Below are 26,556 nucleotides of genomic sequence, written 5' to 3' on the forward strand. Positions count from 1 at the left end.
CAATCATCGTGCCATTTGCGGTTAACGACAGGAAGTTACATGGTTATCAGTAGTTTAAGGCAGCACCTCGATGGTGGGTGCCGCGAATTTCATGGTTCCTGTCAATCCTCTGACGCGTCCAGTCCTTCAGGATATTGACGCGGATCGACGCGGCTTCGAGCTGGCCGAGCGTCTTGCCGATCAGCGCGCGCGCGCGATGTTCGCTCCCCGCGGGAATGTTCGCGCCGCGAAACAGGATGACCGCGGTCGCCAGCTCCTCGGTCGCCGCGATGATCGCGCCGGCGTCACGCCCGTCGAGCGCGCCGACCAGCGTGTCGAGCCGCGATTGCACCTCGTCGAGCATCATTCGGCTCCGCCGCCGTGGAAATCGAGCATCGCGCTCGCGATGATCGCGGGGTGGACGCCATAACTGCCATTGGCGATCGCACTGCGCAGCGTGGCGACACGCGCGACATCGACCGGCGGCGACTGATCGGCGAGGCTGGCCGCGAGGCGGGTCAGGCGTGCGGTCGGCAGGCTGTCCTGCGCTGCCTGCAGCTTCGCCGGCGCCTGCATCGGCGCGGCGGATGCGCTGGCGACCCAGCGCAGCGCACCCGTGCGGGCAACACTGCCGATTTGGCCGATCTTGCTGTCACCCGACATAATTGCCTCCATCCGGTGCCGTCAGAAAAGTGACGGCGCGGTTCACGAAGGCTTTAACGGACGGTGATGCGGGCGATTAAGGCGATCCACTGCAAAAAAGAAAAAGAAAGGCCCGGCGGCGTCGGGAAGCCGACAGCACCGGGCCAGCGGGTGAAGTGAAAGATAGGATCAGTCGTCGAGGCGCGCGCGGCCCGGACCGGTGACGGTGGCGCTGAGCGACGATTTGGCGTCGCTGCCGCGCAGACCGATCGTTTCGCCGATGCGGCCATCCTGGGTCGCGACGGCGGCATAGCTGATCGAAAAGCTTTCGGTGTCGATCGTCACGCGAACATTGTCGCCGCGACGGATGACGGGGGCGCCAGCGGGTTTGGCATAACCGGCGTGCGTTGCCATGCTGCTCGCCGGGCCGGTCATCGGTACGCGCAAGCGCCAGCCGAGCGAGGTGCAGCGGACAGCGAGGGTGTGGGCGTCGATCGCGGTCACCGACGCCTGTTCGGGGCAACGCGCCAGCTTGATGCGGCGGTCGACCGGGGTCGCGGTGCGGCCCATCGCGCTGGCGACCATGTCGGTCAGCACGTCGATGGTCTGCCAATCCTCATTGGCTTGCTGCGCGGTGGCCGGGATGGCGGTACAGGCGAGGCCGGCGGCCAGGCACGCGAAAATATTGTGGGACAAGATCCATCTCCTTTGGGTCCAAAATGGTCGTCCGCCATTGTGCAGGAAGCGTGCCAGTCGCGGTTTGCGGCGCGGTTGCGCGTAGTGTGGCGGGGCGTCGTCGGTTTTTTGACGAGCGCGTTTGCGCCTTTTGACGGCGCGACATCAAATCATTGAAAATACACGGTAAACTTCTTTTGGCACGACGATTGCATCTTGCCTTGTGTTTTCCGCGCGCCTGCGCCGGCCTGGCCGGTCGAGGCGGTCGGTGAAGAAGGATTATGATGATGGCATCCGAGAAACTCTTTGGCCTGCACGCGACGGCGCTTCAGCTGCGTAGCCAGCGCATGATGATGCTCGCGTCGAACATCGCCAACGCCGCGACGCCCAATTACAAGGCGCGCGACCTCGATTTTTCGAAAGCGCTCGACCTGGCGCAGCAGGGCGGCTCGACCGAAGGCGCGATCAGCTATCGCGTCCCGGTCCAGGCGTCGCTCGACGGCAACACCGTCGAAATGGCGACCGAGCAGACCGCCTTCGCCGAAAACGCGCTCGCCTATCGCTCGAGCCTTTCGTTCCTCAGCGGCCGCGTCAACACGCTGACGCGCGCGATCAAGGGCGAATGACGATGAACGGCAACTTCTCGGTCTTCGATATCAGCGGCCGCGCGATGTCGGCGCAGCTCGTCCGGCTCAACACCACCGCGTCGAACCTCGCCAACGCGGGGACGACCGCGGGCAGCGAGGCGGGCGCCTATCGCTCGCTCAAGCCCGTGTTTCGCACCGTGATGGACGGACAGGGCCGCGCGACGGTCCAGATCGATCAGGTCACGACCTCGAAAATGGCGCCGTCGAAGCGCCACGATCCCTCGAACCCGCTCGCCGATCAGGACGGCAACGTTTGGGAAGCCGCGGTCGATAGCGCCGCCGAGCTGGTCGAGATGGTCGAGACCGCGCGCCAATATCAGAACAATGTCCAGGTCCTCGAAACCGCGAAGGGCCTGATCAACGAAACTCTCAGGATGGGACAATAAGATGAGCGTCAACAGCATCACCACCAACAATAACCCCGTGCTCCAGCCCCCGGGCGGCCAGCAGATGGGGCAGAGCGATTTCCTGCGCCTGATGACCGCGCAGCTGTCGCAGCAGGACCCGTTCAACCCGGTCGATAACCAGCAGATGGTCGCGCAGATGGCGCAATTCTCGAGCCTCGCCGGGATCAGCGAAACCAACACCACGCTTCAGAAGATTTCCGAACAGCTCACTGCGCAGACCGCGCTGCTCAAGGACATCAAGGCCGCGACGCCGCCGGCCAACAACCCCACCACTTAAGAAGGATAAGTCCATGTCATTCTATACCTCGCTTTCGGGCCTCAAGGGTGCCCAGACCGACATGTCGGTGATCTCGAACAACATCGCCAACGCCGGCGCGGTCGGTTTCAAGCGCAGCAAGGCGCAGTTCGGCGATATTTTCGCGTCGTCGCCGACCCAGTCGACCAAGATGATCGCGGGCCAGGGCACGCGCCTCAACGGCATCACCCAGCAGTTCACGCAGGGGTCGTATGAGGCGAGCGAAAAGACGCTCGACCTCGCGATCGTCGGCGAGGGCATGTTCATCGTGAAGGGCGAACCGCCGCGCGAAGCCATCACCTATACGCGGAACGGCTCGTTCGAACCGACCCCCGACCGTTATGTCATCGATTCGACGGGTGCGAAGCTGCAGCTGCTGCCGGTCGATGCGAACGGCAATGTCACCAACAACACGCTCGCCGGCGCCTTCGACCTTCGGTTGCCGCAGGGTGCGCCGACCGACCCCACCTCGGGGCTGGTCAACGTCTCGATCGGGCTCGACGGCCTCGTTACCGCTACCTTTGCGAACGGCGAAGACCAGGTGCTCGGCAAGGTCGCGATGGCGACCTTCCCCGCGATGTCGGGCCTGCGCCCGACCGGCGATGCGCACTGGCAGTCGACGGGCGAAAGCGGCCCGCCGACGATCGACGCCCCGACCAACGGCCCGTTGGGCGCGGTCCGCTCGGGCGCTCTCGAACGCTCGAACGTCGATATCACCGAGGAACTGGTGATGCTGATGGCCGCACAGCGCAATTTCCAGGCCAATGCCAAGGCGATCGAGGGCGCATCATCGCTGACCCAGACGATCATCGGCATGCGCTGACGCATCGCTGACCGCCGCCTGCCGGGAGAAACCAGATGGACCGCCTCATCTATACCAGCCTTACCGCGATGCGGGGCAGCATGGCCCGGCAGACGGCGATCGCCAACAACCTTGCCAATGCGCAGACGCCGGGCTTTCGCGCCGACATGGCCGAAGCGCAGTCGCTGTGGCTCCAGGGCAGCGGGACGGGCGCGCGCGCCATGTCGTCCGAAGAAGTGATCGGCGCCGACATGCGCGCCGGCACCGTCACCGCGACGGGGCGCGACCTCGACATCGCGGTGCAGGGCGACGCGCTGCTCGTGGTGCAGGCGCCCGACGGCGAGGAAGCCTATACGCGGCGCGGCGACCTGCAGATTTCACCCAGCGGCCTTTTGACCACCGGCGACGGGCATCCCGTCCAGGGCGCCCAGGGCCCGGTCACCATCCCGCCCGCCGACTCGATCACGATCGACGTCGACGGCCGCGTCTGGATTGTCCCCATCGGCGGCGATCCTGAAAACCCGCAGGAGGTCGACCGGCTGCGGCTCGCGGTCCCGGCGGGGTCGGACATCGCCAAGGGCCTCGACGGCCTGTTCCGCGTGAAGGGCGGCGGCATCCTGCCCGACGATCCCGAAGCGCGGCTTCTCACCCGTTCGATCGAAGGATCGAACGTCGCGGCGACCACCGCGCTCGTCGACATGATCGAGGCGAGCCGCAGCTGGGACACGCAACTCAAGCTCGTCAGCGACGCGCGCGACATGGACAGCGCGACCGCCAATCTGATGCAGCTCCCCCGTTAAGGAGAATTGAAATGAGCTTCGGTGCCTTGCACGTCGCGCGAACCGGTCTGGATGCCCAGGGCTTCCGGATGCAGGTGATCGCCAACAACCTTGCCAACGTGAACACCACGGGCTTCAAGCGCGACCGCGCGAGCTTCGAGACGTTGAGCTATCAGATGATGACCGCACCGGGCGCGGCCTCGTCGGCGGAAAACCGCTATGCCACCGGGCTCAATCTCGGCACCGGCGTGTCGCTCGGCGGCACCGCGCGCATCGATACGCAGGGGACATTCGCGACGACGGGCAATGCGCTCGACATGGCGATCGACGGCGCCGGATATTTCCAGGTCGAGATGCCCGACGGGCGCACCGGCTATACGCGCGCCGGCAATTTCGGCCGCGCACCCGACGGCACGATCGTGACCTCGGACGGCAAGCCGGTCACCCCCGCGATCCAGATTCCCGAAGACGCGACCAATGTGTCCATCGGCGCCGACGGCACCGTATCGGCGACCGGCGCCGACGGCACCCTCACCGAGCTGGGCCGGATCGAGCTCGCGCGCTTTGCCAATCCGGCGGGACTGCAGGCGATCGGCGACAATATGCTGGTCGAAACCGCCGCGTCGGGTGCGCCGCAGGTCGGCGCCGCGGGCGCGGAAGGCCGCGGCACCCTTCGCGGTGGCATGCTCGAGGGATCGAACGTCAATGTCGTCGAGGAACTCGTCGACATGATCGAGACGCAGCGCGCCTATGAGGTCAATTCGAAGATGATCTCGGCGACCGACGAGATGATGAAAAATGCCTCGCAGACTCTCTAAAATGGCCCTGCTGGCCCTCGCGCTTACGCCCGCGCCGGCGCTCGCGAAGGACAAGCTGCCGCCGGAGGCTTTCGCAGCCACGGTTCCGGTCGCCCCGGCGCCGCTGCCGGGCAACGGCTCGATCTTCCAGGGCAGCTATGTGCCGCTCACCTCGGGCGGGCGGGCGGGACAGGTCGGCGACATCGTCACCATCCAGCTCGTCGAGCGCACCGCCGCGACCAAGAGCAATGCTGCCGGCACACAGCGCGACGGCAATATCGGCCTGACGCCGCCAGCCACCGGCCCGCTGTCGCTATTCAATCCCAGCGACATTGCGATGGGCGGCGGCCAGCAGTTCAAGGGCAAGGGCGACGCCTCGCAGTCGAACGCGCTCTCGGGCGAGGTCAGCGTGACGATCGCCGCCGTCTATCCCAATGGGACGATGCTGGTGCGCGGCGAAAAGCTGCTGACGCTCAATCGCGGCGACGAACGTGTCCAGATTTCGGGCATCATTCGCGCGATCGACATCAGCCCCGACAACCGCATCCTGTCGACCCGCGTCGCCGACGCGAACATCCGTTACGTCGGCAAGGGCGAGATCGCGCGCGCCAGTCAGCAAGGCTGGCTGCAGCGCTTCTTCGCCATCATCAGCCCGTTCTGAAGAGGAATATAAAGTGACCCAGCGTCCGTCCCTGTTCACCCTTTTTGCGCTCCTGCTCGCCAGTTTTGCCTTTGTGGCGCCGGCGCAGGCCGAGCGGATCAAGGACATGGGCCAGTTCCAGGGCCTGCGCGCCAACCAGCTCACCGGCTATGGCATCGTCGTCGGGCTCGCGGGAACGGGCGACGACAGCCTCGATTATTCGACGCTGGGCATGAAGGGTGCGGTGTCGCGTTTTGGCCTGACGCTGCCGCCGGGGGTGAACCCGGCGCTGAAGAACGCCGCGGCGGTGATGATCACCGCCGAACTGCCGCCCTTTGCCAAGCCCGGCCAGCGTCTCGACGTCACCGTGTCGGCAATGGGCAAGGCGAAATCGCTGCGCGGCGGCACGCTCGTGCTCGCGCCGCTTTATGGCGCCGATGGACAGATTTATGCGATGGTGCAGGGCAATCTCGTCATCGGCGGGCTCGGCGTCGATGCCGCCGACGGGTCGAAGCTGACGGTCAATGTGCCATCGAGCGGTCGGATCGCCGGCGGCGCGACGGTCGAGCGCGCGGTCGACACCGGCTTCGCGAACGGCGACTGGCTGACCTTCAACCTCCATCAGTTCGACGCGACCAATGCCAAGCGCGTCGCCGATGCGATCAACGCGGCCATTCCAGGCAGCGCATCGATGATCGACGGCGCGAGCATTGCGATCCGCGCGGGCGGCAACGGCGACGAACGCATGCGGCTGATGTCGCAGATCGAAAATCTGGGCGTCCAGCGTACCGAGCCGCCGGCGAAGGTGATCGTCAACGCCCGCACCGGCACCGTCGTGATCAACGGTGCGGTCCGCGTCGGAACCGCGGCGGTGTCGCAGGGCAAGCTCACCGTCTCGATCAAGGAATCGCCGATGGTGGTGCAGCCGGCGCCGTTCAGTCGCGGCGAAACCGCGGTCGAACAGTCGAGCGAGATCGGCGTCGACGAGGAATATCGCCCGATGATGCTGGTCAAACCGACCGCGTCGCTTTCCGAGCTCGTCGATGCGATCAACCGCATGGGCGTTCCCCCCGGCGACCTGGTCGCCATCCTCGAGGCGCTGAGCCAGGCCGGCGCCCTCACGGCGGAGCTGGTAATCATATGACGACGCCCATCTCTTCTTCGGTGCCGGCTTCGGCAACCCCCACGCTTGCGGGCGGCGGCGACGGCGGCCTGCGCAAGGCAGCCGAGGCTTTCGAAGCCGTGATCCTGCGCCAGCTGATGGCCTCGATGCGTCAGGCAAAGCTTGGCGACGACATCTTTGGATCGAGCGCGACCGATAATTTTCGCGAAATGGCCGATGCGCGCACCGCCGATTCGCTTGCCGCGATGCGTCAGTTCGGCATCGCCGACATGGTCGAACGCCAGTTCCGCGGGCGCGTCGGTGGCCCCGGAAGCGGCCTGGCGGGCGGCCTGGGCGGGGGCGTACAATGAGCGACCTTCTCGGCATCGGCTATAGCGGTCTCAAGGCCTATTCGCGCGCCCTGTCGACGATCGGCGACAATATCGCCAACGCCCAGACGCCCGGATATGCGCGGCGCCGGCTCGATATGATGGAAGCCGCCAGCGGTAGCGACTCGGTCTTTTATCGCGGCAATGTCAATCCCGGCGGGGTCGAGATCCGCGGCATAAACCGCTCGGTCGACGCCTGGCTGATCGAGGATTCGCGTATCTCGGGGGGCGATTCCGAACGCTCGGCGACCAGGCTCGGATGGCTCGACAAGGTCGAGGGCGCGCTCGGCGACGACGCGAACGGGATCAAGACCGGCCTCACCAAGCTTTTCACCACTGCTGACCAGCTGACCGCCGATCCGTCGAACCAGACGCTGCGCAGCCAGTTCCTGCAGGCAGCCGACGATATCGCCTCGGGCTTTCGCACCGTGGCGGGCCAACTGGGCAAGATGGCCGACGGGGTCGAGGGCGCGGCCAGCAGTTCGGTCGACCAATTCAACGCGAACCTGAATGCGCTCGAACAGATCAACATCGGTCTCCGCAAGGCGCGGCCGGGATCAACCAACGAGGCGAGCCTGCTCGACGAACGCGACCGGTTGCTCGACAAATTGTCGTCGCAGGCCGGCGTCAGCCCGACCTTCGACAATAATGGCGCGGTGACGCTGCGCGCGAGCGGGTCTGGCGACCTGCTCGTCGGTGGCGGCGCGGTGAACCCGATCGCGGTGACCGCGGCGGCGGACGGACGCCTGTCGTACAGCATCGGCGGCGCGCCGCTTGCGATATCGACGGGCTCGCTCGCCGGATTGTCGGAGGCAGCGAACCATGTCGCCGACCAGCGCGCGTCGCTCGATACGATGGCGACCCAATTCGCCAGCCAGCTCAACGCCGCGCATCAGGCGGGCACCGATGCCAATGGCAATCCGGGCGCACCCTTGTTCACGGGCACCAGCGCGGCGACGCTGACCGCGGCGCCGCTGACCCCCGACCGGGTCGCGGCGGCGAACGCGTCGGGCAGCAACGGCAATATGCTCGCGCTCGGCGCGATGCGCGGCGCGAACGATCCCGAAGCACGCTGGTCGGGCCATCTGGCGTCGCAGGCGCAGACGACGGCGTCGGCGCGCGCGCAGGATGCCGCCGCCGCCACGCGCGCCGATGCCTCGGCCGCGGCGCGCGACGGGGTGAGCGAGGTCGATCTCGACAAGGAGGCGGCCGAATTGATGCGCTTCCAGCAAGCGTATCAGGCCGCGGCGCGGACTCTCCAGGTCGCGCGCGAAACCATGCAAACGCTGCTCAGCTCGATCTAGGAAGGTCAGGACGATGATCAACGCCGTGGGCAATCGCATGACGCGCGAAATCGCGCGCCAGCAAAAACTCGCCGACCAGCTCGAACGCACGCAGATGCAGATTTCGGGCGGCAAAAAACTGCTGCGCATGTCCGACGATCCCGTTGCGGCGCGGCGGATCGCGACGATCGGGACGACGCAGGCGAGCATGACCGCTTGGTCGGCCAACATCAACGCAGCCGAAGCGCTCGTTTCGCAGGCCGACGGCGTGATGAAATCGGCGAGCAATTTGATGACGCGCGCGCGCGAGTTGGCGCTTGCCGCGGCGAGCGATTCGATGAGCGCCGCCGACCGCGCCACGATCGCCGCCGAACTCGGTACGATCGCCGACGAGATCGACGGCCTTGCGGCGACGCGCGATTCGAACGGCGAGCCGCTGTTCGCCGCCGGCTCCGCGCGGGTTATGCGGTTCGATTCGGACATCAGCTTTGCGCCCGTTCCGTCGGCGGGCGACGTCTTTGTCGTTGGCGGAAACAGCCTGTCGACGGGCCTTCGCGATGCCGCGGCGGCCGTCGCGGCGGGTAACAAGCCGGCGATGGGCGCGTCGATCGACGCGCTCGCCACTGCGATCGGCCATGTCGCCGACCAGCATGCCGCGCTCGGCCTCGCGGGCGGGCGGCTCGAACGCATCGGCGACGGGCTGACGGCGCGCGGCATCACGCTCAAGGACGAACGCTCGGCGGTCGAGGACACCGACCTGTCGGTCGCGATCGCCGAACTCAACGCGCACGATTTGACGCTGAGCGCCGCGCAGGCGGCCTTTGCCAAGATCAACCGGCAGACCTTGTTCGATATTTTGAACTGACGGCGCTCAATCTCGCGGCGCCGCTGCCGTTAATCAGTGAGACGTCTTTGAATTTGCGGGCCTCGGCGCCCGAATGGAGTTGACCCTGCATGTTTCCCGTTGTCGGCATCATCGTACTGATCCTGCTGGTCTTCGGGGGCTTCGCGCTGACCGGCGGCAACCTCGGTCCCGTCATGCACGCGTTGCCGCACGAGATGCTTATCATCGGCGGCGCCGCGGTCGGATCGCTCATCATCGGCAATTCGGGCAAGGACCTGAAGGCGCTCGGCGGCGGGCTGGTCAAGGTATTCAAGGGTCCGACCTATCAGAAATCGGACTATCTCGACTGCATCCTGCTCGTCTCGACGCTGATGAAGATGATGCGCATCGAGGGGCCGGTCGCGGTCGAACCGCATATCGAGGATCCGGCAAACTCGCCGATCTTCCAGCAATATCCCAAACTGCTGAAGGACCAGACTTTGGTCCACCTCATCTGCGATACGCTGCGCCTCGTCGTCGTGTCATCGGGCACGCTCGACCCGCACGCGGTCGAGGATGTGATGGACAATGCGGTAAAGAACCACCACCACCACGCGATCAAGCCCGCCGACGGGCTGCAGAGCCTGGCCGACGCGCTCCCGGCTCTGGGTATCGTCGCCGCGGTGCTCGGCGTCGTGAAGACGATGGGTTCGATCGACAAGCCGCCCGAGATCCTCGGCGCGATGATCGGCTCGGCGCTGGTCGGCACCTTCCTGGGCGTGCTCCTCGCTTATGGCCTCGTCGGCCCCTTCGCGACGCGCGCGCGCACCGTGATCGAAAGCGATGCCGCGATCTATCATACGGTGAAGCAGCTGATCATCGCGTCGCTGCATGGCCACCCGCAGCCGCTGGTGATCGAAGCGGCGCGTTCGGGCGTCTCGCATGACAACCAGCCGAGCTTTGCCGAAGTGTTCGACGGAATGCGGGGTCGTTAGGGTCTGGCCCGACTATTTATGGGTCCGAGGTTTGAAGCGATTTTGTTCAGGGCAAGGAAGCAAGGCGAAGTAATATGCTGATATTTCAAGGCTTGCTGACGCAGCCATGGGCAAAATCGATCAAATCCCGAAGGGACGCCGAAATGGCTTCGATCTTGGGCTTGCGCGGTCTTGCGGGTAGCGATGCTACCCGCTGCACCCGCCGACACCCAATATCTTCGCCATTTCGACGCCTCGGACCCATAAATAGTCGGGCCAGACCCTAAATGGCCGCGCGTCCCAACATGCCGCGGCCGATCATCGTCAAGAAGATCGTCGCGGCGCCGCACGCCGCGCACCATGGCGGGGCGTGGAAGGTCGCTTATGCCGACTTCGTGACCGCGATGATGGCCTTCTTCCTGCTGATGTGGCTGCTCGGCGCGACGACCGAGAAGCAGCGCAAGGCGCTCGCCGACTATTTCGCGCCGACGATCGTTCAGACGAAAGCCGACACCGCGGGATCGACCGGCCTGTTCGGGGGCGATTCGCTGGTGGCGGCCGACAAATATCCACATGGCGCGGCGCAGACTGGCACGCGGGCGATGACCATTCCGCGCGACGCCGTTGGCGGGCCGCGTGAGGCCTCGGGGCGCGAGCGCGAGGCGGAGTCGAAGAAATTCAACCTGATCGCCCAATCGCTGATGGATCGGGTGTCGAGCAAGGGCGACCTCAAGCGCCTCGCGCGCAATGTACGGTTCACCGAAACGATCGAAGGGCTGCGCATCGACGTGATCGACGACGCCGATTTTTCGATGTTCGTGATCGGCACCAGCCAGCTGACCCCCGATGGCGCGCGGCTGTTCCGCGAGATTGCAGAGCCGATCGCGACCGTTTCCAACCAGGTGATGATCCGCGGCCATACCGATGCGGCCCCTTGGTCGGCGAAGGCGGGGACGAACAACTGGCGCCTGTCGGTCGACCGCGCCGAGGTGACGCGCCACTATCTCGAGTTTCGCGGCATCACGTCGGATCGCTTTTCGCGCATCGAAGGGGTTGCCGATCGCGAGCCCTACGTGCCCTCCGACCGATTCGATCCGCGCAACCGCCGCATCTCGATCACGCTCGGCTGGCGAAGCGGCGGCAACAATTAGTGCCAGTTTGGCAGCGTTTCGGGGATGGTTAACGCAATTGCGGGCCCATTACTTCCATTTTGGCAATAACCATTTATTTTGAAAGAGTTAGCTCGTCCCAACTAAGCTTTTGTTTACCAATTTCGTCAATCTCTGGATCCATCGAAAAGGCGCCGATTGGGGGGCGCGGTGGAGACGAAAATGACGGTGGGGCAGAATGTTAACGCGGCGCTTGAAGCGCTGATCATCGGGACGAGTCCGGCGACCTGCCGGCTGCGGGAAATGATCCGCCGCGTGGCGCGCTCGAACGCCTCGGTGATGCTCTGCGGTCCGTCGGGGTCGGGCAAGGAGCTCGTCGCCCGTGCAATCCATGACGAAGGCGTTCGCGCCGGCAAGGCTTTCTCCGCGATCAACTGCGGCGCGATCCCTGGCGAACTGATCGAATCCGAATTGTTCGGGCATGAAAAGGGCAGCTTCACCGGCGCACATGCCCGCCGCATCGGCCATTTCGAAGCGACCGAGGGCGGCACGCTCTTCCTCGACGAAATCGGCGACATGCGTTTCGACATGCAGGTCAAACTGCTCCGCGTGCTCGAAGACCGGACGATCGTCCGCGTTGGCAGCAGCGACGTGAAGGCCGTCGACATCCGCGTCATTTCGGCTACCCACCAGGATCTCGGCGCCGCGATCGCCGATGGCAAATTCCGCGAAGACCTGTTCTTCCGGCTCGGCGTGGTTGTGCTCCAGGTCCCCAGCCTTGCCAACCGCGTCGAGGATATTCCCGCGCTGATCCGTCATTTCCAGCGCAAGATGCCCGCCGACGCCAAGTGCCGTTTCGACGATGCGGCAATGACGCTGCTGATGCAGCATGGCTGGCCGGGCAATGTCCGTGAACTGCGCAATTTTGTGGAACGCGCCAGCGTTCTCCATGGCGGCGAGACGCTCGGCGTCGAAGACGTCGCCATGCTTTTGAACCCCACCGCAGCGCTTGCACCACGGCGGGCTGTCCCCAGCAGCCCCGCCCTGGTGCAGGCCAGCGCGGAAGACCTTGCCGCCGCGCCGTTCGCTTCGGGCACGCCGCATGCCAAGACGCCGGCGCCGGGCCGCCCGATTGACCTCAAGCGCGAGATCGAAACGATCGAACTCGAACAGATCTACGTCGCGCTCGACCTCGCCGACGGCATCATTTCCGAAGCCGCGCGCCTGCTGACGCTGAAGCGCACGACGCTGATCGAAAAGATGCGCAAATATGGGGTTCACCAGCAGGCCGCCTGACCGGCCGCGACACAGGTTTCAGCATGGCTGAAAAAAGGGGGCTCTGGTCCGCCCCCGCTCCACCCGGCCGCCCGTCCCCACCTCGGGCGGCCGGGTAACCAGTTTAGATTGCACAAGACGGCACCGGTCCGCTCCCCATTCGAGGGGCGGGCCGGGTGCCATATTTCCATGTCGGTGGATCGGGGATCAGCGAAGCTGCCGCCAGGCGGCGCTGATCGTCAAAATCCCGTCGAGTAGTTCGGTCAGTGCCTCGGCGTTGTTCTGCGCGACCGCCTCGTCGAGCTTGCGCCGCATGCTCCGATACACGCGCGACAGCGCGGTCGCCACATCCCCCCCCGCCTCGCGATCGAGACCCGCATCCAATCCGATCAGGATCGCGCGCGCGCGGTGCGCGGGTTCGGTGGCCGAGACGCGCTGGCCCTGCCGTACCATCGCCGCGAGCACGCCGACGGCGGTTTCGAGCTCGTCATAGAGCATCGTCACCAGCTCGACGGGGTCGGCGGCCGCGGCGCGGCTTTCATACTGCAATCGGCGATAGAGTCCGGTCGCCCGGACGGTCGAGGCGGTAGCGTTCACGGCCCTGGTCCCTAGTCGTTGCCCTGGTTGGTCCAGAGCTTGATCTGCTGTTCGAGATAGGTTTGCGTCGCCTTGAACGCCGCAAGCCGCGCGTCGAGCGACCCATATTGCTTCTCGAGCCGCGCGCGATAGGCATCTTCGCGTTCCTCGATCTTCTCGAGCTGCTCGGCGAGCGTTTCGCTTTTCGCCTTGAGCGAGCTCGACACGCGGTCGATCACGCCGTCGGTGGCGATCGCCTTGTCGCGGATCGCGTCGAGGGCGAAGGCGATACCCGGATCGGTCGTCTCGTTATGCGCCCCGTCGCGGCGCGGATTGAACAAGGCCTCGACCGCGCCGGCGTCGGTCTCGAGCACCTTGGCGAGCTTCGCCTCGTCGACGGCGAGAAGGCCCTCTTTTGTCGTCGAAATGCCGATGTCGGTCAGCTTGTTGATGCTGCCATGGCTCGAAAGCACCTTGCCGACCAAGCCCGCAAGCTCGCGTTCGAGTTCGCGCAGCGAGGTCGTCGACCCCGACAGGCCGGCGGCGGACGACAGGCTTTTCTTGAGCTGGTTATAGACCGAGACGAAATCGCCAACGGTCTGCTTGATCATGTCGAGCGGGCGGCTCGCGCCGATGTCGACCGGCTGGCCGGGTGCCGCTTTTTTTAGCGTCAGCGACATGCCGGGAACGACATCGTCGATGATATTGCTCGCGCGGCTGAACGCCACCCCGTCGATCGTGAATTCGGCGTTCAGGGCGCTCTGGCCCAGCGTCATGCCGCCGCCCGTGGCAAAGGCATTCAAGCCCGGATCGGCCCCCGCGTCGGCGGTGAGGGTGAAGGCGTTCGCTTCGCCCGACGGACCTTTCAGGATCAGGCGATGGCCGCCTTCGTCGGCGATGATCGACGCGGTGACCCCGGCACCGCTGGCGTTGATCGCATCGGCGAGCCCGTTGAGGCTGTTGTTCGTGGCGCCGACGGTGATCGTCTTGGCGACGCCGCCGACGGTCAGCGTCATCGTGCCGGTGCCGATCGCCGCGGTGCGGTCGGCGACCACGCCCGAATAGCTGCTTTGCGCGCGCGCAAGCTGGGTCACCATGACGGTCGCCGCAAAGCTGTCGGCGGAAAGACCGGCACGGCTCGTAGCGGTCAATACGCTCTCGTCGGACACCGTCGGGGTGCTGCGCAGCGTGCCGTCGCTGACCATCTGGCCCAGCGAATCGGCAAAGCCTTCGAGGTCGGATCGCGCCTGCGCGAGCGCGCTGATCCGCGTCTGGTTCTGCTGGGTCAGCGTGGTGATGCGCGCGACCTTCGGTTCGCGCGACGCATTCGACAGGTCGGTGACCAGCTGCTTGGTGTCGATGCCCGAACCAAAGCCCAAGCTGTTGATGATTGAACTGACCATGGCAAAATATCCTTCGCATCCCTTAACGGCGGCGGCGCGGCGATTTTAAGCCTGGCGGCGACCATCGGGATCGAAGCGATGCGTGGGCGGCACATCGACCGGCGGGGGTACCGTACCCTCGGCGGCGGCGCGCTCGAGCTGGAAGACGAAGGCGAGCACGGTGGCGACGGCGACGAACAATTCCTCCGGGATCACACGCCCGGCGCGCGCGGTGAAATAGATGGCGCGGGTCAGCTGCGGATATTCGAGGATGGGAACGCTGGCGCCGCGCGCGAGTTCGCGGATCGACAGCGCGACGTCGCCGCGCCCGCGCGCGACGACGACGGGCGCCGCATCGATCCCGGGGCGATAACGAAGCGCGACCGAGAAATGGGTCGGATTGGTGAGGACGACGGTTGCGTCGGACACGGCCTTGCGCGCCGAACCACTCAATATCTCGTGCGCGCGCTGGCGCTGCGCCTGCTTGAGCTCGGGGGCGCCATCGGACTGGCGCATCTCCTCCTTCACTTCCTGCTTGCTCATCATCAGCCGCTTGTTGCGCGTGAACCATTGCACCGGCACGTCGATCAGCGCGATGACGACCAGGCCGCCGGCGAGTACCAGCATCGCATGGCCGATCGCTTTTCCGGCAAGCCCGATCGCGGCCATGAGGTCGGTCGACGCCATCGTCATGATCGCGGGCAGGCTGCCCTCGACCAGCCAGTATCCGATGGTGCCGAGCAGCAGCACTTTGGCCATCGCCTTGCCGAGTTCGGTGACCCCCTGCATCCCGAACATGCGCTTGAGCCCGGTCATCGGGTTCATGCGATTGCCCTTGAAGTGCAACGCCTTGCCGCGCCACCCGAACGAACCGAGCAGCGCCGGCCCGGCGACCGCGGCGCCGATCGCGAGCGCAAACAGGCTCGCGAGCGGCAGCAAGATCTCGACCCCGTTGCGCATCAGCGCCTCGCCCGGCGCGAAATCGGCGACGTCGGCGGCGGTCAGCGTCAGGCCGCGGCGGAGCAGATCGCCCGCCGACTGGACGAACCAGCCGCCCGCGGCGATCATCCAGCCCGCAGCGGCGAGCATCATCAAGGCGGTCGCCAGCTCGCGCGACATCAGCACATCGCCTTCGCGCGCCGAGTCCGTCAGCTTCTTCGCCGTCGGCTGTTCGGTTTTCTGGTCCTTCTCGGTCGCCCCCGCCATCTTGTCAGATTCCCGCGATCATGCGCGCGCCGTCGAGCGCGTCGGACAGGATGCGCGCGATCGCCTCGGCCATCGCGGGGGTGGCGACGCCGAGCAGGACGATCCCCGCGAGCAGCGTTGCGGGAATGCCGACCGCGAACAGGTTGAGCGCGGGTGCCGAGCGGCCGATCACGCCCATGATGAGCTGGACGAGGATCAGCACGAAGCCGACCGGCATCGCAATAGTGAGCCCCGCGGCGAACATCAGGCTGCCGAAACGAAGCAGCCCGCCGATCGCGTCGAACGACGGGAAGGCATTACCCGGCGGCAGCGCGCCATAGCTGTCGACGATGATGCCGATCAGCACGAGATGGCCGTCGGCGGCGAGGAAGAGCGCGGTCGCGAGCATCGACAGGAACTGGCCGATCGCCGAACTCGACTGGCCGCTCAAGGGATCGACCATCGACGCGAAGCCGAGGCCCATCGCATTGCTGATCGCTTCGCCCGCGAGCAAGGCGGCGGCGAGCCCCATCTGGAGGACGAAGCCGATACCGAGGCCGATCACCACTTCGCCGATGACGAGCAGGAAGCCCGGGACCGAAACGATCCCTTCGGGCGGCAGCGCCATGCCCGACGCGGCCACCGCCGGCACCCCGACCGCGAGCGCGATTACCAGCCGCAGCTGGACGGGCACGCTCGATGCGCCGAACACCGGCGCGGCGATGAAGGCGGCGCCGGGACGGATCATCCCCAGCATCCACAGCTGGAGCATCGCCTCGATATTCGGGATGTCGGCGGGATTCATCCCCGGCTTACTTCACCAGACTGGGGATCTGCGCGAAGATCTCGCGCGTGAAGTCGGTGAGCAGCACGAGGATGCTGCCGCCGAAAATCGCGAGGCAGATCGCCGCGACGATCAGCTTGGGCACGAAAGTCAGCGTCTGCTCGTTGATCGAGGTCGCGGCCTGCACCATGCCGAGCAGCACGCCGATCACGAGCACCGGCAGCAGCAAGGGCGCCGAGGCGAGCGCGAGGATCCACAGTGACTGCTGCGCCACCCCGATGAAATAGTCGGCTTCCATCGCGCTAACTCATGAAGGACGAAGCGAGCGAGCCCATCGTCAGCGCCCAGCCGTCGACGAGGACGAAGAGCAAGAGCTTGAAGGGCATCGATATGATCGTGGGCGACAGCATCATCATACCCAATGACATCAGCGCCGAGGCTACGATCAGGTCGATGACAAGGAAAGGCAGGAAGATGAGGAAGCCGATCTGGAACGCGGTCTTGAGTTCGCTGGTGACGAAAGCGGGCAGCAGGATCGAGAAGGGCACGTCGCTGGGACGCGCATAGGTCGGCGCCTTGGCGATTTTCGCGAACATCATCAGGTCGGTCTTGCGCGTCTGTTTCATCATGAAGCCATGCAGCGCGACGCCCGATCGCGACACGGCTTCGCCGATGTCGATCTGTTCCTGGCCATAAGGCTCGATCGCGACGCGATTCACTTCGGTAATCACCGGCTGCATCACGAACAGCGACAGGAACAGGCTGAGCCCGACGAGCACCTGGTTCGGCGGCGTCTGTTGCAGCCCCAGCGCGTGGCGCAGGATCGACAGCACGATGATGATGCGCGTGAAGCTGGTCATCATCAGGAGCAGCGACGGCAGCACCGTCAGCAGGCTCATCAGGACGAGGATCTGCAGCGACAGGCTGAGCGGACGGCCGTCGCCACCGATCTCGTTCACCGCGCGGCTGAGGCCGCCGGCCGCCTGCGCATAAGCGGCGGGCGCGGCGCAGAGAAGGCCGATGCCACCCGCGATCGCTGCGGCGCGCAGCCAGTGGCGGCGATCAATCCGCATGGAAATCGCCCTCGCTATTGTCGGCCAGCCGGGTGATGCCGCCCCGCGACACCGCGATCAAGATCTGCTGGCCGCCGAATTCGACGACCGCGAGCTTCGATCCGGGGCCGAGCGGCAGGACGTCGACCATCTCGACCGCGCGCGGGCGCTTGGCCCCGGTGAGCGGCACCCCCATCTGGACGCGCTTCCACAGCCACAGGCTGCCCCACGCCATGCCGCCGATCAGCGGCAGCAGGATGAGCAGACGGAGGATATATTCGAACATCAGGCCCTCCGCTCGAAACCTTCGAGGCCGCGCGCCGGGGCGACGATGTCGGCGACCTGGATACCGTAACGGCCATCGACGCTGACGATCTCGCCCTTCGCGATCAGCGTGCCATTGGCATAAATGTCGAGCAGGTCGGTCGCCGCGCGGTCGAGTTCGATCACGCTGCCTTCGTCGATCGCGAGCAGCTCGGCGAGCGTCATCGAGGTCGAGCCGACCTCGACCGACACGCGCAGCGATACGCCGGCGAGCAGGTCGAAATTGGGCGCCGCGGCGATATTCTTGTTGTCGCGGCGCTCGGCGCGCGCGGCCTTGGGGGCATCGCTGATGTCATTCATGGTTCGGTCCTTTTTCGATATGTTCGATCATGATGGCGGCGTTGCCATTGGCTTCGCCGATGCTGCCGACCGCGAAGCTGCGTCCGGCGACGGTCACCGGCACATGGCGCGGCATGGTGAGCGGGATGATGTCGCCGACTGCGAGCGCGAGCAGCTTGACGAGGCTGATTTCGGGGCGCGCGAGCACCGAGCGGACGGGGAGGCGCACGTCGCGCAGCGCCTTGTTCAGCGCGCCGCTCCACAGCGGATCGCTGTCGTTGGCGGCTTGCGTTTCGAGTACCGCCTCGGCCCCCGCGATGCCGCGCAGCGAGGCGAGCGGATAGGCGCAGACGATCGTCCGGCCCTCGAACGGCGCGCCGCGCAGGATGAAGCGCTGGACGAACAATTCGTCGTCGGCGCGGACCGCGGCGAGTTTCGCGGGATCGGTCGTGACGCAATCGAGTTCGGGCTCCATCGCGAGCTTGTCGCGCCATGCGGCGGCGAGTTGCAGCCCCATGTCGCGGCCAAGTCGCGCGGCGAAGCGCTCTTCGGCGTCGGTCAGCTCTTCGCGCTCGGCGGCGAGCGCGCCCTTGCCGCCATAGAAGATGTCGACGAGCTGGAGGATCAGCGGCCGCGCGGCGGCGAGCAACACCGGACCCTTGAGCGGCGGCGCGTGATAGCGCCAGAAGATCGCCGGCGCCGCCGATGCGCTCCAGTCAGCAAAGCTCATCTGCTCGGCGCCGGCGCGCTCGACCTGGATCGCCGGGGCGCCGAGTGCGCGGACGAGATCGCGCAAGCTGCGTGCGAACTGGTTGGCGACGCTGTCGAGCGCGGGGAAGGCATAGCCGCCCTCCGCCTTGCGCAGCAGCAGCGACGCCTTTGTGTCGGCTGACTGGGCGGTAGGCGCGGCTGGGGCCTTCACGGCTTTTACGGATTTGGCGCTGGTGGTCACTGGATCACCAGGCTCGTGAAATAAACATTGTCGATACCCCCGAAACCTTCCTTCTCGCGCAGCACATCGTTGATCGCGGCGGTCAGCTGGCGCTGAAGCCGTTGTTTACCCTGCGATGTCGAGAGCAGCGCCGGATCCTGTTCGGCGAGCACCATAAGGACGACCGAGCGGATCGGCACCGCCTGGCGTTTGATATTATTGATAACCTTGCCGTCGTAGAAGGTCGAAAGGCTGATACCTATCTGGAGAAAACCCGACCCGTCGGCGAGGTTCGTCGTGAAGGCCTCGGTGATCGGATAATAGGTGACCTCATATTTCTTGGGGTCGACCTTATATTTGTCGTTCGGGACCGACACGGTGCCGACCTTCGGCGGCGCCTCTTCGCTTTCGCCCTCGGCGGCGGGGGCTTCGTCCTTGTTGCTGCGTTCAACCAGCTTGGGATAATGATCCTCGGGCTTGGCCTCATGCGCCGACAGCGCGCCGAAATAGATGCCGGCACCCGCGCCGGCGCCGATCAGCACGATCGCGGCGACGCCGATCAGCAGCAGCTTCTTGAACTTGCCCTTCTTCTTGGGGGCGCCTTCGATAGTATCCTTGGCCATGATGGGACCCTTTCTGATCAGGCGAAGCGGCCGCGGCGGTCGCCGGCGTGCTCTTCGCTATCGGTTTTCGGGCGCGGCTCGGCGCGCTCGGTGGCGGTTTCGATAAGATGCGCGGGATCGGGCGTCGCGGCACGGCCCTGGCCCTGCGACTGGCGGCCGGTTTCGCCGGGCGTGCACGTCACTTCGGCGCCCGAAACACGCACGCCCTGCTGGCGCAGCTCTTCGACGAGGCGGCCCTGCGCGGCGGTGACGATCGTCGCGGTCGCTTCGTGATGGGTGTCCATCTTCAGCGACATGCCCTCGTCCCCCATCCGCATCGCGATGTCGAGGCGGCCAAGGTGGCGCGGCATCAGGCGAAAGCTGATGTCGCCGCCGTCCGATTTGGTCGCGGCGATGTCGCGTGCGAGCTGGTCGATCCACGCGCCGTCGCTGTCCATGTCGAGCACGCGTTCGGCAATAAGCGCGGGCTGCGCAGTCTCGCCGAGGATGGCGGTGCCCTGCGCCGCCGGCTGGGCGAATTGGATCGTCATCGACGGAGCGGCTTCGGCGGGTTTCGCCGTCGGCGGCTCGGTGCCTGCGATGGTGAGCATCGGCGTCGGCGCAGCTTCGCGCGACCGCGCCGTGGTGGGTGCGGCGGCGTCGTCGCGAGCTGGGACGGCGGCGGCTTCCGCCGGCTTGGCGGGCTTGGTCGTGGTGGGGACAGCCACGACGGCTGCCAACCAGGTAGCGACCGACGCGGCCGTGACGGCTTCGTCGGCGGCGGGGTCGGCGGCGGTCTCGGTTTCGGTCGCGGCCGGAACCGGTTTGCCGGACACGGGTTTGGGGGCAGGGGCGGTGTTGCCGCCGTTCAGCGCGATCAGAAGATTGGCGGCAAGGGCCGCTGCGGCATCGGCTTCGACTGTCTCGGGCTTCGCCACCGGCGTTTCGGGGACGACTGCGGTTTCGGTCGGTGCGGTACCGACATGCGGCGCCGCGCCTTTGACGGGCGATGCCTGCGCGGCATTGGCCTGAACAAAATTGGCCTGGACAAACGGGATCGCAGCTGCGCCGTCTGCCGGCGCGATCGCCCCGCTCACTGGAGCGGCGGCGAGCAGCTGGTCGAATCCGCCGGCTTCGCTGCCGTCAGCCGAAACCTGACCGATCGTCGCGAGAAAGGCGGCGAAGCCAGCGGGCGCCGGGCCCTGCGCGGAGGGGAGCGAGGGCGCGCTCATCATGATGCGCCGCCTTCGATCAGGCGCAGGCGCATGCCATTCCGGGCGCGGTGCGGGCGGTTGGCGTCGCTGCGGCGTTCCTGTTCGGCTTCGGCCGACTTGCGGCTGCGTTCGTAGAGGCGGACCGCCGATTCTTCCTTGACCATCGCGCTCTGGGCAAGCGCGCCGGCTTGGTCGCGGCGCGCGTTGGCGTTGCTCAGCGGCGCAGTCAGATTTTCCTGCGCGATGTCGAGGCGCATCGCGAGTTCGCCGATCGTGTTGAGCGCGCCGCCCGCGACCGCCCCCTTCGCCATCGCAAGGTCGACGCGCAGCGTTTCGAGCCGCTTGGCCAGTTCGACGAGGTTCGCGAGTTCGCCATTGGCGCGCGCGAGATTGGCTTCCGCCATCTGATGTTCGACGGTGCGCACGCGGATGATACGTTTGCGGCGTGCGGTGCGGGCGTTCATGCGGAATATCCTTCAATCAGGGCTTGGCGGGAAAGTTCGAAATCGACCTGCGCCTTGGCGGGCTGGGTCACGAAGGCGAGCTGGTCGGCGTGGCGCGCGATGGCGGTGTCGAGCACCGGATCGCCGCCGGCGACATAGGCGCCCATCAGCATCAGATCGCGGTTCTCTTCATAGGCCGACCAGAGCTGGCGGAAGCGCGCGGCGGCGACGGCATGTTCGGGATCGACCGAATCGACCATCGTGCGCGACAGCGAACGCGCGACGTCGATCGCGGGATAGACCCCCTGTTCGGCAAGCTGGCGCGACAGGATGATATGGCCGTCGACGATCGCTCTTGCTGAGTCGACGACCGGATCGTCGATGTCGCCGCCGTCGGCGAGCACGGTATAGAGCGCGGTGACCGATCCGCCGGTCTGCTTGTCAATGCCGGCGCGCTCGCACAGCGAGGGGATCAGCGCGAAGACCGAGGGCGGATAACCCTTCATCGTCGGCGGCTCGCCGAGCGTGAGCCCGATCTCGCGCTGCGCATGGGCAACACGCGTGAGGCTGTCGATCAGCAGCAGCACCTTCTTGCCGTCGGCGCGAAACGCTTCGGCGATCGCGGTCGCGCGCATCGCGGCACGTAGCCGGAGCAGCGGCGGATGATCGGCGGGAACCGCGACGACGACCGCCTTTTTGCGCACCTCGGGGGGCAGCTTGGTTTCGACGAAATCGCTGACCTCGCGGCTGCGCTCGCCGATCAGGCCGACGACGATGACGTCGCATTCGGTGCCGGCGATCATCTGACCCATCAGCACCGACTTGCCGACGCCCGAGCCCGCGATGATCGCGACGCGCTGGCCTTCGCCGACGGTGAGCAGGCCGTTGATCGCGCGCACGCCCATGTTGAGCGGCTTGGTCACGCGGCCGCGGCGCAGCGGATTGACCTTGCGCCCGGCAAGCGGCCACTGGAATTGCGATTTGACCGGCGGACGGCCGTCGAGCGGGTTGCCCTGTGCATCGATGATGCGGCCGAGAAGCGCCTTGCCGCACGCAACCATGGAGCTCGCGCCATGCGGTTCGACCGGCGCGCCGGTGACGAGCGGCATGTTGGTGTCAAAGGGAAGGACGAGACTGCTCTGGCCGCGAAAGCCGACAACCTCGCCATAGACATAATCATTGTTCGCCGAACGGATGCGGACATTGCTGCCGAGCGGCTGCGGAAAGCCCGACACCTCCAGCATGATGCCCTCGTGCGAGACGAGCGTGCCGATACGGCGCGGGCTGGCATGCGTCAGGTCGACGGGGTCGAGCAGCTGTTGCGCGCTCATGGCGAGGCGGCGCGTCATGCGGCGTCTCCCGTACCCAGCGCGGCGCGCAGTTCGTCGAGATAGACCGCGCGGCCATGTTCGATCCAGCCGGTCGAGGTTTCGATGCGGACGGTGCCGCGCATCATCGCGGGATCGCTTTCGAGCGCGATCGTGAGCGGGCAGTCGATGAGCAGCGCGGCATCTTCGGGGTGGACCCACAGGCTGCGCGCCTTGTCGGCGTCGGCGACCATGTCGGCCGCGGTCTGGGCCTGCGTCCGCAGCCATTCGGCGTCGATCGGCGCGGCGGCGACGATCTGGCGGACCAGCCGTTCGACGGTCTCGGCGATCAGCTGCGCGAGCTCCTCGCTCGGCTCGTCCTGCAACGCCTCGGCGCCGGCGAGGAGCGCGAGCAGCTGGTGGCGCTCGGCAACAAAGGCGGCTTCGGCGACACGCTGGCCTTCGGCCAGACCGCGGGCGAAGGGATCGTCGAGGTCGAGATCGTCGGGGCTTTGCGGCGCGGCTTCGGTCTCGCGCACGTCCGCGCCGAACGACAGCGGGCGAAATCCGCCGGTCCGGGCCATGGCGTCGGCGAGTGCGACGGGGGCAAAGCCGGTTTCGGCGGCACGATCAGACATAGTCGTCGCCGCTGCCCGCGATCATGATTTCGCCTGCCGCCGCCATCTGGCGGACGATCAGCATGATGCTCTTTTGCGCATCGTCGACGTCGGCGCGCTTGACCATCGTCATCTCGGCCATTTCGTCGCGGATCGTTTCCGACGCGCGCTTCGACATGGTGGCGAGGCACAGGTCGACCATCTCCTCGTCGGCGCCCTTGAGCGCGATCGCGAGCTGCGCCGCATCGACCGAACGCAGCACGCTGCCGAGGCTCTTCTTGTCGAGGTCGCGCAGGTTTTCGAAGATGAACATCTCTTCCTCGATCGTCTGGGCGAGCTGCCGGTCGTGCTTCTTGAGCGAACGGAGCGTGCGTTCGGAAAGCTGTTTCGGCATTTTCTTCATGATCTTGGCGACGTCGCTCGGACCGCCGATCGCCTGCTTGGCGACGCGCTGGCCATCGACATTGGCGCTCGCGAGGACCGATTCGAGATCCTCGATCGCCGCGGCGGGGACCGAGGTGAGCATCGCGGCGCGCAGGACAAGGTCGGCCTGCAGTACTTCGTCGAGCGTCTCGATCGCACGCGCGGCGACATCGGGAACGAGCACCGACAGGATCAGCGCGCCGACCTGTGGATGCTCGCTGGCGAGCAGCCCGCTGATCGCATCGACATCCATCCAGCGCAGCATCTCGAGCGACGCGGCACTCCGCTGCGGCGCGATGGCGGCGAGGATATTGTCGGCGCGGACATTGCCGACCGCCTCGTTCATCACGGTACGGATGCGCGTGTCGGCGCCGATCGCGAGCGCGCTGACGTCGCGGCTGCGCGTCACGAAACGGTCGAGCGCCTGCCCGATCTGCTGTTCGCTGGCGTTGGCGGTGTCGAACATCGCCTTCGCCAGCTGGCGTACCTCTTCGGGGCCGAGCTGCTTGAGGATCGTCGCGGCTTCGCTTTCGTCGAGCAGCATCAGCAGGATCGCGGCGGCGGCCGATCCCTCGATGGCGGGCTTCGTCGGTGTCTGGTCGATTTCGGCGGCGTCAGGCACGGGCGCCCTCCTGCATAAGGTGGCGGACGACCAGCGCGGCGCGCGCCGAATCCTGGCGGACAAAAGCGCGGACGAGGTTGGCGCGCGCTTCGTAGCTCGGCGCCTGTTCGATCATCTCGAGCGTGATTTCGCGGCCGCCATGGCCGCTGACGAGCGCGGGGCGCCCGTCGGTGGCGGCGAGCAGCGATTCTTCGAGGGCGGCGTTGCGCTCGGCGCGCGCCGCGCCGCGTTCCTTGGCGGCGCGGATCAGCGGGCGGCCGATGAACAGGAAGGCGAGCAAGGCGGCGAGGATTGCGCCGACCTGCTGGATCAGCGGCATGAACCAGCCCTGGTCGTAGAAGGCAGGCGCGGCGTCTTCGACCTGCACGAAGGGGCGCTGGTTGATCGCGACGAGGTCGCCGCGCGTCGCATCATAACCGATCGCGCCCTTCACCAGATTGTCGATCTTGGTCAGATCGGCCTGTGTCAGCGCTTTCTTGCCCTGGTTGAGCGCCACCGCGACCGAGACACGGCGAAGCTGGCCCTGCGGCGAGTGCGTCACCGAAATTTCGCGGCCGACTTCATAGGCGCGCGCGGCCTTTTCATTGCTCTCGGTTCCGGGGGTCGTGGCGGGGGCGGGCGTCGGCGCCGGCGCGTTGGCGGTGACCGTCGTCGCCTGCGGCGGCTGGTTCGACAGCGCGCCGGGGATGCCGACCGCGGGCGGGGTGCTCGCGCCGCTGACCGATCGGGTAATCTGTTCGCTGGTCATCGCGCGGTCGTCCTTGGGAAAGCTCTCGCGCGTCGCCTGGCTTTCGGACATGTCGACGTCGGCGTGGACCTCGACCGTATAATTGCCGGCGCCGAGCATCGGGCCGAGCAAGGTGTCGAGCGCGCGGCGGAAGCGGTCCTCGACCTGCAACTGGAGTTGGAACGCCTTCATGTCGCTGCCGCTCGCGGTATCGGAGAGCAATGCGCCGCGCTGGTCGATCACCGACACCTGGTCGGCGTTCATCCCGGGGACCGAGGAAGCGACGAGGAAGCGGATCGCCTGCACCTGACCGTCGGAGAGCGAGCGGCCATTCTGCAGCGACAGCATGACCGACGCGGTCGCAGGCTTGTCCTCGCGAACGAACAGGCTGGGTTCGGCGGCGGCGATATGGACGCGCGCGCCCTTCACCGCATCGATCGTCTCGATCGTGCGCGACAGGTCGGCCTCGCGCGCCGAACGGAGCGTTTCGCCCTCGATCGCGCGGCTCGATCCCATGGGCAGCGAGGCGATCAGGCTGTCGCCGCTCGGCTGCGCCTTGGGCAGGCCTTGTCCGGCGAGCGCGATGCGCGCCTGGTGCAGCTTGTCGGCGTCGACCGTCAGCGCGCCCGTCGTCGGATCGATGCTGTGGGCGATGCCTTGCGTCTGCAGCGCGTCGGCAACCGCCGACTTGTCGGTGTCGTCGAGCCCGGCGAACAGCTGGGCCTGCGGTGCCGACTGCATCGTGAAATAGGCGAGCGCGGCGATGCCGATCGCGGTCGTCATCGCGATCGCGGGCAGCGCGCGCTGCACCGCCGGCTGGCGGACGAACCCGGTGAGCGGTGCGAGGCGGCCGCCGAGGACGGGAGCGGGCAGGCGGTTCGCGGCGCCGTCGTCGACGGGGGTCAGGATCTGGGTCTCGGCCATGGGTTAGACCGGCATGTTCATGATGTCGCGGTAGGCGGACAGCAGTTTGTTACGGACCTGCAGCGTGGTTTCAAAGCCGAGCGAGGCCTTTTGCCGCTCGATCATCACGCTGACGATGTCGTGCGTGTCGCCGCGTTCGTAGGCTTCGCTGATCGCGCTCGCCTTCGACTGCTGGGCGTTGACCTGTTGCAGCGCATTGTTGATCGCCGCGCCGAAATCGGGGGTCCCCCCTGCGCCGTCGACGCCGCCTTCTGGCGCGCCGATACCGCCGCGGCCGGCGGCGCGCTGCAGCGCCTGGTTCTGATTGAGGATCGAACTGCGCATCTGCAGCAGCCGGCTCGGGTCAATCGTGCTCATTGCTTTCCATCCGTCCTTGGCGCGGCGGTGCGCCGCACGCAAAGAACAATGCAAAGGCCGTGCCAGAAAAATTTATCGCTGTTTTTCAGGATGTTGAATCATTGCCGCCTCGGCGATCAGGCGCTTTCGGCGTTTTTTTGACGGGGCGGGCTTAAGCGCCGCCGCCGCCCGCCGTTACTGCTTTTCGTG

Annotated in this window: 34 protein-coding genes; 14 read left to right on the plus strand and 20 right to left on the minus strand. The window is 66.4% G+C overall.

The window, feature by feature from the left end; translation table 11 throughout:
- Nucleotides 1–46: 46 nt before the first annotated feature.
- From V6M50_RS02690 to V6M50_RS02700, 3 genes are all read right to left on the minus strand, one after another.
- Nucleotides 47–346: a hypothetical protein gene (locus V6M50_RS02690; protein ID WP_332816993.1), complete on the minus strand. Its 300-nt coding sequence runs from the start codon at nt 344–346 to the stop codon at nt 47–49.
- The gene (gene flgM / locus V6M50_RS02695) at nt 343–642 is read right to left on the minus strand and encodes a flagellar biosynthesis anti-sigma factor FlgM (protein ID WP_332816994.1); all 300 of its coding nucleotides are present in this window, start codon (nt 640–642) and stop codon (nt 343–345) included. Before flgM ends, V6M50_RS02690 begins: the two co-directional genes overlap by 4 nt.
- A 168-nt stretch (nt 643–810) precedes the next feature.
- On the minus strand, nt 811–1,317 hold the full coding sequence (locus tag V6M50_RS02700; protein ID WP_332816995.1) for a flagella basal body P-ring formation protein FlgA: 507 nt from the start codon (nt 1,315–1,317) through the stop codon (nt 811–813).
- Between the two features lie 266 nt (nt 1,318–1,583).
- On the opposite strand from V6M50_RS02700, the gene V6M50_RS02705 reads away from it, so the two are divergent.
- The 14 genes from V6M50_RS02705 to V6M50_RS02770 all read left to right on the plus strand — a co-directional run bounded on the left by V6M50_RS02705 (nt 1,584) and on the right by V6M50_RS02770 (nt 12,639).
- Complete coding sequence (locus tag V6M50_RS02705) at nt 1,584–1,922, plus strand: flagellar basal body rod protein FlgB (protein ID WP_332817148.1); 339 nt, start codon at nt 1,584–1,586, stop codon at nt 1,920–1,922.
- Nucleotides 1,919–2,329 carry a flagellar basal body rod protein FlgC gene (gene flgC, locus V6M50_RS02710; RefSeq protein WP_332816996.1) on the plus strand — a complete coding sequence of 137 codons (411 nt, stop codon included), beginning with the start codon at nt 1,919–1,921 and terminating at the stop codon, nt 2,327–2,329. The genes V6M50_RS02705 and flgC overlap by 4 nt, the downstream gene beginning before the upstream one ends.
- 1 nt (nt 2,330) lies before the next feature.
- Nucleotides 2,331–2,627, plus strand: a complete 297-nt coding sequence (locus V6M50_RS02715) for a flagellar hook assembly protein FlgD (RefSeq protein ID WP_332816997.1) — start codon at nt 2,331–2,333, stop codon at nt 2,625–2,627.
- Nucleotides 2,628–2,640: 13 nt separating this feature from the next.
- On the plus strand, nt 2,641–3,468 hold the full coding sequence (locus V6M50_RS02720; protein WP_332816998.1) for a flagellar hook-basal body complex protein: 828 nt from the start codon (nt 2,641–2,643) through the stop codon (nt 3,466–3,468).
- A 35-nt stretch (nt 3,469–3,503) separates the two neighbouring features.
- Nucleotides 3,504–4,247 (plus strand): flagellar basal body rod protein FlgF, encoded by a 744-nt coding sequence (locus V6M50_RS02725; RefSeq protein ID WP_332816999.1) that lies wholly within the window; start codon nt 3,504–3,506, stop codon nt 4,245–4,247.
- An 11-nt stretch (nt 4,248–4,258) separates the two neighbouring features.
- Nucleotides 4,259–5,044, plus strand: a complete 786-nt coding sequence (flgG, locus tag V6M50_RS02730) for a flagellar basal-body rod protein FlgG (protein WP_332817000.1) — start codon at nt 4,259–4,261, stop codon at nt 5,042–5,044.
- Nucleotides 5,025–5,684 carry a flagellar basal body L-ring protein FlgH gene (locus V6M50_RS02735; RefSeq protein WP_332817001.1) on the plus strand — a complete coding sequence of 220 codons (660 nt, stop codon included), beginning with the start codon at nt 5,025–5,027 and terminating at the stop codon, nt 5,682–5,684. Before flgG ends, V6M50_RS02735 begins: the two co-directional genes overlap by 20 nt.
- Before the next feature lie 13 nt (nt 5,685–5,697).
- Nucleotides 5,698–6,807, plus strand: a complete 1,110-nt coding sequence (locus V6M50_RS02740) for a flagellar basal body P-ring protein FlgI (RefSeq protein ID WP_443030471.1) — start codon at nt 5,698–5,700, stop codon at nt 6,805–6,807.
- The gene (locus tag V6M50_RS02745; RefSeq protein WP_332817002.1) at nt 6,804–7,136 is read left to right on the plus strand and encodes a rod-binding protein; all 333 of its coding nucleotides are present in this window, start codon (nt 6,804–6,806) and stop codon (nt 7,134–7,136) included. The genes V6M50_RS02740 and V6M50_RS02745 overlap by 4 nt, the downstream gene beginning before the upstream one ends.
- A complete protein-coding gene (flgK, locus tag V6M50_RS02750; protein ID WP_332817003.1) occupies nt 7,133–8,458 on the plus strand; it encodes a flagellar hook-associated protein FlgK in 1,326 nt (441 codons plus the stop codon). The genes V6M50_RS02745 and flgK overlap by 4 nt, the downstream gene beginning before the upstream one ends.
- A gap of 13 nt (nt 8,459–8,471) precedes the next feature.
- Complete coding sequence (locus V6M50_RS02755; protein WP_332817004.1) at nt 8,472–9,302, plus strand: flagellin; 831 nt, start codon at nt 8,472–8,474, stop codon at nt 9,300–9,302.
- 89 nt (nt 9,303–9,391) lie between these two features.
- On the plus strand, nt 9,392–10,255 hold the full coding sequence (gene motA, locus V6M50_RS02760) for a flagellar motor stator protein MotA (RefSeq protein ID WP_332817005.1): 864 nt from the start codon (nt 9,392–9,394) through the stop codon (nt 10,253–10,255).
- 266 nt (nt 10,256–10,521) lie between these two features.
- Entirely contained in the window at nt 10,522–11,385 is an 864-nt protein-coding gene (locus V6M50_RS02765; protein WP_332817006.1) for a flagellar motor protein MotB, read from the plus strand.
- 180 nt (nt 11,386–11,565) lie between these two features.
- The gene (locus V6M50_RS02770; protein ID WP_332817007.1) at nt 11,566–12,639 is read left to right on the plus strand and encodes a sigma-54 interaction domain-containing protein; all 1,074 of its coding nucleotides are present in this window, start codon (nt 11,566–11,568) and stop codon (nt 12,637–12,639) included.
- Between the two features lie 186 nt (nt 12,640–12,825).
- On the opposite strand, the gene V6M50_RS02775 is transcribed toward V6M50_RS02770, so the two are convergent.
- From V6M50_RS02775 to fliE, 17 genes are read right to left on the minus strand one after another with little or no spacing between them, the layout of a single operon-like run.
- A complete protein-coding gene (locus V6M50_RS02775) occupies nt 12,826–13,215 on the minus strand; it encodes a flagellar export chaperone FliS (protein WP_332817008.1) in 390 nt (129 codons plus the stop codon).
- A gap of 11 nt (nt 13,216–13,226) precedes the next feature.
- Nucleotides 13,227–14,597, minus strand: a complete 1,371-nt coding sequence (gene fliD / locus V6M50_RS02780; RefSeq protein WP_332817009.1) for a flagellar filament capping protein FliD — start codon at nt 14,595–14,597, stop codon at nt 13,227–13,229.
- Between the two features lie 45 nt (nt 14,598–14,642).
- Entirely contained in the window at nt 14,643–15,782 is a 1,140-nt protein-coding gene (locus V6M50_RS02785; protein ID WP_332817010.1) for an EscU/YscU/HrcU family type III secretion system export apparatus switch protein, read from the minus strand.
- 4 nt (nt 15,783–15,786) lie between these two features.
- A complete protein-coding gene (gene fliR, locus V6M50_RS02790) occupies nt 15,787–16,566 on the minus strand; it encodes a flagellar biosynthetic protein FliR (RefSeq protein ID WP_332817011.1) in 780 nt (259 codons plus the stop codon).
- 7 nt (nt 16,567–16,573) lie between these two features.
- On the minus strand, nt 16,574–16,843 hold the full coding sequence (locus tag V6M50_RS02795; RefSeq protein ID WP_039577709.1) for a flagellar biosynthetic protein FliQ: 270 nt from the start codon (nt 16,841–16,843) through the stop codon (nt 16,574–16,576).
- Nucleotides 16,844–16,847: 4 nt separating this feature from the next.
- The gene (fliP, locus tag V6M50_RS02800; protein ID WP_332817012.1) at nt 16,848–17,618 is read right to left on the minus strand and encodes a flagellar type III secretion system pore protein FliP; all 771 of its coding nucleotides are present in this window, start codon (nt 17,616–17,618) and stop codon (nt 16,848–16,850) included.
- Entirely contained in the window at nt 17,608–17,883 is a 276-nt protein-coding gene (locus V6M50_RS02805; RefSeq protein ID WP_332817013.1) for a flagellar biosynthetic protein FliO, read from the minus strand. The genes fliP and V6M50_RS02805 overlap by 11 nt, the downstream gene beginning before the upstream one ends.
- Nucleotides 17,883–18,221 carry a flagellar motor switch protein FliN gene (fliN, locus tag V6M50_RS02810; protein WP_332817014.1) on the minus strand — a complete coding sequence of 113 codons (339 nt, stop codon included), beginning with the start codon at nt 18,219–18,221 and terminating at the stop codon, nt 17,883–17,885. Before fliN ends, V6M50_RS02805 begins: the two co-directional genes overlap by 1 nt.
- Nucleotides 18,214–19,152 carry a flagellar motor switch protein FliM gene (locus V6M50_RS02815; protein WP_332817015.1) on the minus strand — a complete coding sequence of 313 codons (939 nt, stop codon included), beginning with the start codon at nt 19,150–19,152 and terminating at the stop codon, nt 18,214–18,216. The genes fliN and V6M50_RS02815 overlap by 8 nt, the downstream gene beginning before the upstream one ends.
- On the minus strand, nt 19,149–19,754 hold the full coding sequence (locus V6M50_RS02820) for a flagellar basal body-associated FliL family protein (protein WP_332817016.1): 606 nt from the start codon (nt 19,752–19,754) through the stop codon (nt 19,149–19,151). Before V6M50_RS02820 ends, V6M50_RS02815 begins: the two co-directional genes overlap by 4 nt.
- 17 nt (nt 19,755–19,771) lie before the next feature.
- Nucleotides 19,772–20,968 carry a flagellar hook-length control protein FliK gene (locus V6M50_RS02825; RefSeq protein ID WP_332817017.1) on the minus strand — a complete coding sequence of 399 codons (1,197 nt, stop codon included), beginning with the start codon at nt 20,966–20,968 and terminating at the stop codon, nt 19,772–19,774.
- Nucleotides 20,965–21,411, minus strand: a complete 447-nt coding sequence (locus V6M50_RS02830; RefSeq protein ID WP_332817018.1) for a hypothetical protein — start codon at nt 21,409–21,411, stop codon at nt 20,965–20,967. The genes V6M50_RS02825 and V6M50_RS02830 overlap by 4 nt, the downstream gene beginning before the upstream one ends.
- Nucleotides 21,408–22,739, minus strand: a complete 1,332-nt coding sequence (locus V6M50_RS02835; RefSeq protein WP_332817019.1) for a FliI/YscN family ATPase — start codon at nt 22,737–22,739, stop codon at nt 21,408–21,410. Before V6M50_RS02835 ends, V6M50_RS02830 begins: the two co-directional genes overlap by 4 nt.
- On the minus strand, nt 22,736–23,335 hold the full coding sequence (locus V6M50_RS02840; protein WP_332817020.1) for a FliH/SctL family protein: 600 nt from the start codon (nt 23,333–23,335) through the stop codon (nt 22,736–22,738). Before V6M50_RS02840 ends, V6M50_RS02835 begins: the two co-directional genes overlap by 4 nt.
- Nucleotides 23,328–24,359, minus strand: a complete 1,032-nt coding sequence (gene fliG / locus V6M50_RS02845) for a flagellar motor switch protein FliG (protein WP_332817021.1) — start codon at nt 24,357–24,359, stop codon at nt 23,328–23,330. The genes V6M50_RS02840 and fliG overlap by 8 nt, the downstream gene beginning before the upstream one ends.
- Nucleotides 24,352–26,010, minus strand: a complete 1,659-nt coding sequence (gene fliF, locus V6M50_RS02850; protein ID WP_332817022.1) for a flagellar basal-body MS-ring/collar protein FliF — start codon at nt 26,008–26,010, stop codon at nt 24,352–24,354. The genes fliG and fliF overlap by 8 nt, the downstream gene beginning before the upstream one ends.
- Nucleotides 26,011–26,013: 3 nt before the next feature.
- Entirely contained in the window at nt 26,014–26,367 is a 354-nt protein-coding gene (gene fliE / locus V6M50_RS02855; RefSeq protein WP_332817023.1) for a flagellar hook-basal body complex protein FliE, read from the minus strand.
- Between the last annotated feature and the right edge of the window lie 189 nt (nt 26,368–26,556).

It is taken from the genome of Sphingopyxis sp. (assembly GCF_036675685.1).
Classification (GTDB): Bacteria; Pseudomonadota; Alphaproteobacteria; order Sphingomonadales; family Sphingomonadaceae; genus Sphingopyxis.

Coding starts and splice junctions, on each gene's coding strand:
- fliF (WP_332817022.1), bottom strand. CDS start 26,010: ATGGCCGAGACCCAGATCCTGACCCCCGTCGACGACGGCGCCGCGAAC.
- flgG (WP_332817000.1), top strand. CDS start 4,259: ATGAGCTTCGGTGCCTTGCACGTCGCGCGAACCGGTCTGGATGCCCAG.
- V6M50_RS02705 (WP_332817148.1), top strand. CDS start 1,584: ATGGCATCCGAGAAACTCTTTGGCCTGCACGCGACGGCGCTTCAGCTG.
- flgC (WP_332816996.1), top strand. CDS start 1,919: ATGACGATGAACGGCAACTTCTCGGTCTTCGATATCAGCGGCCGCGCG.
- V6M50_RS02840 (WP_332817020.1), bottom strand. CDS start 23,335: ATGTCTGATCGTGCCGCCGAAACCGGCTTTGCCCCCGTCGCACTCGCC.
- V6M50_RS02690 (WP_332816993.1), bottom strand. CDS start 346: ATGATGCTCGACGAGGTGCAATCGCGGCTCGACACGCTGGTCGGCGCG.
- fliD (WP_332817009.1), bottom strand. CDS start 14,597: ATGGTCAGTTCAATCATCAACAGCTTGGGCTTTGGTTCGGGCATCGAC.
- fliN (WP_332817014.1), bottom strand. CDS start 18,221: ATGAATGACATCAGCGATGCCCCCAAGGCCGCGCGCGCCGAGCGCCGC.
- V6M50_RS02785 (WP_332817010.1), bottom strand. CDS start 15,782: ATGGCGGGGGCGACCGAGAAGGACCAGAAAACCGAACAGCCGACGGCG.
- V6M50_RS02830 (WP_332817018.1), bottom strand. CDS start 21,411: ATGAACGCCCGCACCGCACGCCGCAAACGTATCATCCGCGTGCGCACC.
- V6M50_RS02765 (WP_332817006.1), top strand. CDS start 10,522: ATGGCCGCGCGTCCCAACATGCCGCGGCCGATCATCGTCAAGAAGATC.
- V6M50_RS02715 (WP_332816997.1), top strand. CDS start 2,331: ATGAGCGTCAACAGCATCACCACCAACAATAACCCCGTGCTCCAGCCC.
- V6M50_RS02805 (WP_332817013.1), bottom strand. CDS start 17,883: ATGTTCGAATATATCCTCCGTCTGCTCATCCTGCTGCCGCTGATCGGC.
- V6M50_RS02820 (WP_332817016.1), bottom strand. CDS start 19,754: ATGGCCAAGGATACTATCGAAGGCGCCCCCAAGAAGAAGGGCAAGTTC.
- motA (WP_332817005.1), top strand. CDS start 9,392: ATGTTTCCCGTTGTCGGCATCATCGTACTGATCCTGCTGGTCTTCGGG.
- fliR (WP_332817011.1), bottom strand. CDS start 16,566: ATGAATCCCGCCGACATCCCGAATATCGAGGCGATGCTCCAGCTGTGG.
- V6M50_RS02720 (WP_332816998.1), top strand. CDS start 2,641: ATGTCATTCTATACCTCGCTTTCGGGCCTCAAGGGTGCCCAGACCGAC.
- flgK (WP_332817003.1), top strand. CDS start 7,133: ATGAGCGACCTTCTCGGCATCGGCTATAGCGGTCTCAAGGCCTATTCG.
- fliE (WP_332817023.1), bottom strand. CDS start 26,367: ATGAGCACGATTGACCCGAGCCGGCTGCTGCAGATGCGCAGTTCGATC.
- fliP (WP_332817012.1), bottom strand. CDS start 17,618: ATGCGGATTGATCGCCGCCACTGGCTGCGCGCCGCAGCGATCGCGGGT.
- V6M50_RS02745 (WP_332817002.1), top strand. CDS start 6,804: ATGACGACGCCCATCTCTTCTTCGGTGCCGGCTTCGGCAACCCCCACG.
- V6M50_RS02825 (WP_332817017.1), bottom strand. CDS start 20,968: ATGATGAGCGCGCCCTCGCTCCCCTCCGCGCAGGGCCCGGCGCCCGCT.
- V6M50_RS02795 (WP_039577709.1), bottom strand. CDS start 16,843: ATGGAAGCCGACTATTTCATCGGGGTGGCGCAGCAGTCACTGTGGATC.
- flgM (WP_332816994.1), bottom strand. CDS start 642: ATGTCGGGTGACAGCAAGATCGGCCAAATCGGCAGTGTTGCCCGCACG.
- V6M50_RS02755 (WP_332817004.1), top strand. CDS start 8,472: ATGATCAACGCCGTGGGCAATCGCATGACGCGCGAAATCGCGCGCCAG.
- V6M50_RS02735 (WP_332817001.1), top strand. CDS start 5,025: ATGCCTCGCAGACTCTCTAAAATGGCCCTGCTGGCCCTCGCGCTTACG.
- V6M50_RS02835 (WP_332817019.1), bottom strand. CDS start 22,739: ATGACGCGCCGCCTCGCCATGAGCGCGCAACAGCTGCTCGACCCCGTC.
- V6M50_RS02725 (WP_332816999.1), top strand. CDS start 3,504: ATGGACCGCCTCATCTATACCAGCCTTACCGCGATGCGGGGCAGCATG.
- V6M50_RS02770 (WP_332817007.1), top strand. CDS start 11,566: ATGACGGTGGGGCAGAATGTTAACGCGGCGCTTGAAGCGCTGATCATC.